The 6,966-nt window shown below is 50.7% G+C and carries 7 protein-coding genes; all 7 read right to left on the reverse strand.

Translation table 11 applies throughout. The features are described from left to right. Positions 1-64 precede the first annotated feature (64 nt). Positions 65-1,795, reverse strand: a complete 1,731-nt coding sequence (locus ABZJ92_RS19835; RefSeq protein WP_005053293.1) for a lytic transglycosylase domain-containing protein — start codon at positions 1,793-1,795, stop codon at positions 65-67. Continuing rightward, entirely contained in the window at positions 1,796-3,127 is a 1,332-nt protein-coding gene (locus ABZJ92_RS19840; RefSeq protein ID WP_000246949.1) for a phage DNA ejection protein, read from the reverse strand. It lies immediately after the preceding gene. 9 nt (positions 3,128-3,136) lie between these two features. Continuing rightward, positions 3,137-3,829, reverse strand: coding sequence for a DNA transfer protein (locus ABZJ92_RS19845; protein WP_000964877.1), 693 nt, complete (start codon positions 3,827-3,829; stop codon positions 3,137-3,139). Positions 3,830-3,831: 2 nt separating this feature from the next. Then, a complete protein-coding gene (locus ABZJ92_RS19850) occupies positions 3,832-4,287 on the reverse strand; it encodes a DUF2824 family protein (protein WP_000627639.1) in 456 nt (151 codons plus the stop codon). Further along, entirely contained in the window at positions 4,287-5,135 is an 849-nt protein-coding gene (locus ABZJ92_RS19855) for a tail needle knob protein (protein ID WP_000785540.1), read from the reverse strand. Before ABZJ92_RS19855 ends, ABZJ92_RS19850 begins: the two co-directional genes overlap by 1 nt. Beyond that, positions 5,135-6,553, reverse strand: coding sequence for a packaged DNA stabilization protein gp10 (locus tag ABZJ92_RS19860; protein WP_001122382.1), 1,419 nt, complete (start codon positions 6,551-6,553; stop codon positions 5,135-5,137). The genes ABZJ92_RS19855 and ABZJ92_RS19860 overlap by 1 nt, the downstream gene beginning before the upstream one ends. Beyond that, on the reverse strand, positions 6,553-6,966 hold a 414-nt coding region (locus tag ABZJ92_RS19865), incomplete at its 5' end, for a packaged DNA stabilization gp4 family protein (RefSeq protein ID WP_353765460.1). The genes ABZJ92_RS19860 and ABZJ92_RS19865, both read right to left, overlap by 1 nt.

The raw sequence follows: 6,966 nt of genomic DNA on the forward strand, positions 1-6,966 counted from the left end.
TTTTTCTGCTCATTATTAGCTCCTTCTGATGCCATTCTATTTCAGGAAGGAGTGTCCGTTAAACTCAGGCTACCTCAACTCTCTTTTCAATAGGGTCAAGGTTTTTCATCCCGCCAAGATCTTCTGCCACCTGTTTGAGCATTGACCTTGTTGATGGCGCATCAATTTTTGCACCTGCAGGCATCGCCTTTTCAACATTGCGATAAAGCTGGTCGCTTCGTTTCATCAGCGCAGACATTCTTCCATTGACCGTATCAATAAACTTGTCGCTCATACCAAGAGCATCTTTTGCACCGGAAACGCGATCAATTATCTCACCCGCGCCCTGTGCTAGCTGCCTGATTGCTTCATTTTCCTGCACCTGTAGAGCAGAACCCGCACGGGACTTGATTGCTTGCTCAACTGCCTTGTATTGCTCGTTCCCGGAAAAGTGTGAAGGGAGTAATGAATCAACATTAAGCCTTTCAGCAGACTCCAGAACTTCAGCCTGAGGATTGATATCTAGTTCATCAAGCGATGAAGCGAGATTTGGCCTTTTTTGTGCTGCTACTGTGCGAACGACTTCCTCTGGGTTCTTCGTCGCAGGCGTCATTGGTACACCTTGTGCTACTCTTGCCTCTGCGGCATGAACCGCAGGATTTGTTGCTGCAGCGGCATCACCGGAGAATGGTGATGTTTCTGTTGGCGCAGTGGTCGCTCTCTGTGCAGATGTTTTATTGCCACTAATTATATTTGATGCACCACGAACACCACGGGTAACGCCATTTATCAGGCCATGCGTAGCAATGCTAAGTCCGGCATTAATAGCGGCATTTTCGGCAAAATCACCCCGTTGATTCGCCGCGTCAGCGAGAGAACCAATGACCATGTTTCCAGCTACACCTGCTCCAGGAACAAGATAACCGCCTATTGACTCTCCAGCTTGCGCGTAGGGGTCTGTCGGTCTGTCTACTGGACGATAAACATCATCCAATACTTTTGGCCCCCCAAGCCCCTGACTGATTGCATTAATCAGACTTGCGCCACCCTGCAATACGTCAAATGGTATGTTTACCAGACCACGACCAGCCTGTTCTGCAATTTGCCCTGCACTTTGACCACCAGTGAGCCAATCGCCAGCTTGTTGCATCAATGATGGTTCTTCCCGTGTTGGTGCATTATTGGCCTGATTAACTGTTTGTTGCTGAACAGGTTTCGGTGCGACAGAACTTACGGGTTGAGGTGGCTGCTGACTGGCTGCCTGCTGCTCAATCTGAGCAAATGGATTATTTGGGTCTGACTGCACACCTGATGCCGATACTTGTTCGGATGACTGTACTTCCAGTTGTGCAAACGGGTTGTTAGGGTCTTGCTGAGGATGTACCTTTGCAGAGGTGGCGCGCTGTTCGACTGTTGAGTCTGTCACCGGGTCACCAGCCCATTGAGCAAAGCGATCATCAACGTAACCGCGGCCTTCAGGTCCTGGCGTATATTCACCACGCTTTGCCTTCATAACGTTGCCGGGACCGTCGTGATAAGCCTGAAGAGAGTCACGCCAGTTACCAAACTGCTGGTACATCTTTGCCAGATAGCGCGCGCCAGCGTCAGCCTGATATTCGGGGTTTTGCATTTGCTCATCGGTATAACCCATATCACGCCATGTCCCAGGCATGACCTGAGTCAATCCTACAGCCCCGGCGGAGCTTACTGCGGCAGGGTTGTAAGAAGACTCCTTGGCACCCAGTGCAGTCATCAACCCTTCTGGCACACCGTAACGTGCGCCAGCCTGCTCTAACAAATCACGGTAATTAGCCATTTACTGCCCCAAAGATGGAAGATATCCGTAGCGATTAATGAAGTCGATTGACAGCTCGGGGTGCTGCTTCAGGTAATCTATAGAAGCCTGAGGCGCTTCCACTCGCTTGATACCGTTTTGCTGAACGTACTTACCAACCGCCTCATTACGCTTCTGGTTGAGCGTGTTCAGGATGACGCCAGCGTTGCGACGAAAGGACTCCTCGCTCTGCGAGTTCTGCAGCGAACCAACAGCCTGGTCGAGCTTTTTGCCCTCGGCATCAGAAAGTGCGCCCATGCCTCGCATGGCCTGAACCGCTGTCAGGTATGCTTGTGATTTAAAGGTATCAAGTCGTGCCTGAGTGTCTGCAGCCTGTGAGCCTGGAACGTTGGGGATTACTCCACGTAAGCCTGTAATGCTCTTAAGTGAAGGAGAACTAACGATATCGTTCAGAGTGAACATGCTGGTTGTGAGGGTGTTGATGCCGTCTTTGTAGCCATCATTTAGCGCTTGCTGCTTCTGCTGCAACTGCTGGTTGTTGGCTGCTATGCGGCTCTGTATTTCCTGGCGCTTCAGGTCGTTAGTTTCTGCTGATAGCATCCGGTCAAGGCGCTTATTTTCGTTGTTAATGCGGTTTGTTTCTGCGTCCAGATTAATGCGCTGCTGACCTAAATTCGCCTGGATATCTTGTCCGCGCATTGTGATTGCCTGATTCCGAGCGGCGGTTTGCGAATCCAGATCCTGACCGCGCATGGTAACCTGGCGACCCTGCATTTTATCCTGTAGGTCAAAGTATTTTTCGGGCCCGAGACTGTTCATCCCCAGGTGATCGACAAATTCGCCGAACTGCCGCGGGTTCTGTTGGTACATCTGAGCGACGTCATGAGGATTAACGCCAACACGAGCTAACTCACCGGCGTTGTTTTGCAGCCATGATTGCATTGCTTCTGGAGACGATGACGCAAGGCGTGCGCCAGCCGCTAAGGTGCCGATAGAATTACGCTGCTCTTCATCAATGAATCCCATGCCTTTACGAACGGATTCAATCTGGTCTGGATATTGAGTAGCCAACTGACGCAAAGCACCGCGATCACCAGACGCATAAGCATTAGCGTACGCCTGCTGAAATTCTTTCTGCCGCTGAGCCTGCTTTTCCTGCTGAAAAACACCCGCAATACCTGAAAGACCTTGCAAAGCAGTCAGCCCAACATTGTTAGCGCCTGAACGCTCAATATCATTGTTCTGCCTGATAAGCTGAAGCGTATTGCCGATGTCATTTACGCTCGGAGCGTTTGAGTTGACGCCGCCGATACCAGCCAACAATCCGCCGTTTGTTCCTTGCCAAGTAGCCATGATTCCCCCTTAAAACAACGAGCCAAGCAATCCGATACCAGCACCAATACCAGCGCCCCAAGGCGTTGATGTTCCCAAAAGGCTGGCAAGACCTGCACCGGCAATCGCACCAGACGTGCCACCGCTAATTGCAGTCTGAAGACTTGATGGTTTATTGGCATTAGCAGCGGCAAGAGCTGCGCTTTGCTGTGCAATGCTGCTCATGTTGTTGGCGTACGTCTGCCCGGCGTTTGCCTGACCTTGCAGCGCACCAAGCCCAACGTTTGCCAGATTGTTGTAATTGCTCATCTGATTTGATAACCAAGACTGACCGAGTGTCGGCGCGATCGTAGCCAGTTGATTGCTTGTGGCTGTCGAACCAAGTCCACCCGTCGCCTCCGCAGCAGCAAGACTCTGGTAACGCGCCTGCCCTGCAAGGTCTTTATACTGCTTAGAGTTGTAATACTGATTAAGTGCCTGCCCCTGACCTTCTAAACTGGAAAGGTTCTGAAGCTGGTTAACATACTGCTCCGCAAGAGGCGTGAACGGAGCAAGGTTTTTCATGATCGTCTGCCACTGCTGATTTTGCAGGTCTGCAGCATACTTCTGGGCTTCTGCTGCATACTTTGCGCTTTTATCAGAACTGCCACCTTTCCCGCCTTTTTCAGGGCAATAAGGTTCCTCGCCGCGCAGTTTTCTGCCCAGCTTAAATGCATATAACATGGCTATCTCCCGTGATTCAGGAAGTCGATTAGTTCTTCGCGTGTGGCGCTGTAAAAAGTCACGTCATCCACGCCTTTGAAGTATTTCTTGATGGTTCCTACACGCTTAAGGCCAATCATTGCGCAGTACATCTGACCGTGTCGGAATTTGCGTGCAGCGAACGATGTTACGCACTGAACGGTGGTGTTAGTCAGAATGTATCGCCAGAACGCCAGCCCAATTTCCTTGCTGAAGCCGCGAATCTCTGGCAGGTACATGGCGTGGCAATCTAATGTCAGCGGCTGAATCTCCTGATAGTAAACAATGCCGCCAAACTGACCGTGCACGTTCACCTCAAAGTAACGGCATTCAGGTTTGTAGTCGTATCCATCACCGTTGTTGCTCCCGGCGATAATGTCAGGGTGATTTCCGACTGCTTCTATCAGGTCGATGTTTCGCGTTGGTTTGAATGTAATCATCACTGCTCCGCGATTATCTTGATGGTTGTGGCAGTAAACGCCGCACCATTCGACTGAATGGTTAACGTACTGCCATTTGTGGCAAGAAAGCCGTCTTTATCCACGCTGAAGAACGTAGCTAACAGGATGTTGTCGGTTGTTGTCGCCGCATTACGACTGCTGACCAGTGTGTCAGGAACAGAGCCGGAAAAGGTTAGCTGCATTGACCTGTTGGCGGTTCCGCTGGGCCACGTGCCGACAATCGACAACTTGAAGAGCAGGGTTTTGTTCTCGTTGAACACAACCATCTTGTTGTTAACGGTGTCGAAGAATGGTGCCAACGAGCCGGATGACGGTGTGAGCGTTTTCAGCAGGCTAACAAGGTTGGTCGGCGCTGTCGGGATGGTTACAGATACACCAGAGTAAACAACCTCTGACTTCTTGCGTGTGGTTGCATACTCCAGAGCATCGATGCGCGTTTCATGGTCTGAAACCTGCGACTCCAGCGACTGAACTCTTGTGTCAAGCGACGAAATATCGCTTTCATTCTGAGCTATTCGTGTTTCATGGTCCTGAAGAGTTGATTCTGCCTGTCTGATTCGCTCCTCATGATTAACAAGCGTTGCTTCCGCAGCAGAAATTCGCTGCTCATGGTCAGCGAGAATCACATCCTGCTCATCGTTCCTGACCTGTGCATCATAAGCGCCCTGTCCGGCCTCGTTGGCTTTGTTAGCCACGTTACCAACATCAGTGCCCTGTGCGATAACGTAAAGCAGATACGACTGCGAGAAGATATTGCGTGGAAGGACTGATGTATCGAGCCGCGTAGCTTGGATGATTACCGGCACATTGAGATTCGAATCAGCCATTACTCAATCCTTATCTGAGCGCCAGACAGAGTGACAGGTGACTTCGTGATAACGCGCAATTTGAAGCCGACATTTTTCCTGATGCGCCCTACTCGCTTCCACAAAACACGCTTGTCGTAAACGAACGGTTCATTCTGCTCAATCATCTGCTCACGCCCGTAATTGATGCAGTCAGTGGTTGCAGAGAGAAAAAGGCGGTCGGCGTACTGCGCAACGCCAGTTGACGATTCAACCTCAAGGTCGAACACTCTGGCGTTATCCGCTTTGAAGAGTGGAGTAAACAGCAGGTGTTCCTGTTGCTTGTCGTACTGGCTGCTGATATCGAATTGCAGTTTCCCGGTAACAGATTCCAGCTTATCGCCGCACGTTATCTGATTGCCTTCGTAAACGAAGTCGATAGCGCGGTACACATCGTCATACAGACCTGTTTTCAGCACACACCATTGTGGGCCATTGGCGATTGAAGATGCGTCGTACACGAGGACGTGACGCGGAAGGTGGATAATCAGCAACTCATGAGCATCAAATCGCAGCGATTCCATCACACCATCAGCCAGTTCATCAGCAGTGTAGGAGCGGAGGATTTTCTCAATGCTCGCGCTGGCAATTGGTGACACCTGACCGGAGTCGATGATATACACAGACGGCGCACCCGTTGCCGGATTGCTGATAAACGCATACGAATCAGCGAATGGCGTTTTGCAGTAAGTTCCGGCAATGCCTTTCTGCACCATCAGCGATGGTTGTGCAACATACAAAGCGGCACCAACGGTGGTTGCGCCAGTCAGGGAGAAATATTCAATAGTCGATGAACCAAAGCAGACGATGAAGTCTCGCCATGTCCCGATACCGATGATGCCGTCAGGCTGAGACTCGGCACGATATTGTGCGCTGTAACGGTCAGGATGAGATTCGTCTTCAAGGTCAGTGATAAACCATGAATCAGTTCCGTCTTTTGACCACGCATAACGCCCACGTAAGCGCGTAATGTCGCGAACTGAACCTAACTCATACTGAGTGAATCCACTGTCTGTAGGCCAGTTTGAGACGGTTTTGACCGTGCCATCATAGCGATACTCGACCAGTTGACCATTAACGCCTACCGCCTGTGATGTCCGACCATGCGCCATTGATACACGACCACTTCCGGCAACATCACCGACTTCACTTTCTCCTTTGTACAGCTTGCCGCCACACACGCGATAAACAGCATTCTGCGCCATGTTGTACTCGACGCCGCGAGATACACCGTTCACGTCAGAACGTTTGGCAATGCCCGGGAATGAGCGAAGATATCCGCTGCTGTTCAGGATTTCTTTGGGTGTAGCCAGCATATTCACTGGCAGATAGTCGATATAGTCGGCGTTTCGGAAGTCTTTGCCGACACCTTTCATAAGCGGAAGTTGCTGAATAGGCATTATTCGCTCCCGTTATCGCAAGGTTCCTTTCGGTGGAAGTAATTCCAACCATTCCACTTCGCCAACTGGTTACCACTACCAACAGGCATACGGTTTGGATAACCGGACTTACATTTAGCTGCTTTTGCCCTGTCCATTGCAGACAGTTTGACGAGTCGCTCTTTCCCGTATCTGGCAGTGGTTATAAGTTTTGCAGACGCTTCCAGCGCATAATCTGGAGCAATTCGGCAGGCAAGGTTGAAAATGACGGCATTGATAGCGTTATTTGATAAACCGTGCTCATCGCCCGGATCCGGAGCAACATCTGCATCAGCAAAAATGTAGCCAACGTTGATACCAGGTGACGCATCACCGCCAAGCCATTCAGCCATCATCATTTCAAGGTCGTTGACGCCGTCTTCCATAGACTGCGG

Origin of the sequence: Shigella sp. FJ200513 (assembly GCF_040495915.1) — a bacterium.
In the GTDB taxonomy this organism is placed as follows: Bacteria; Pseudomonadota; Gammaproteobacteria; order Enterobacterales; family Enterobacteriaceae; genus ECMA0423.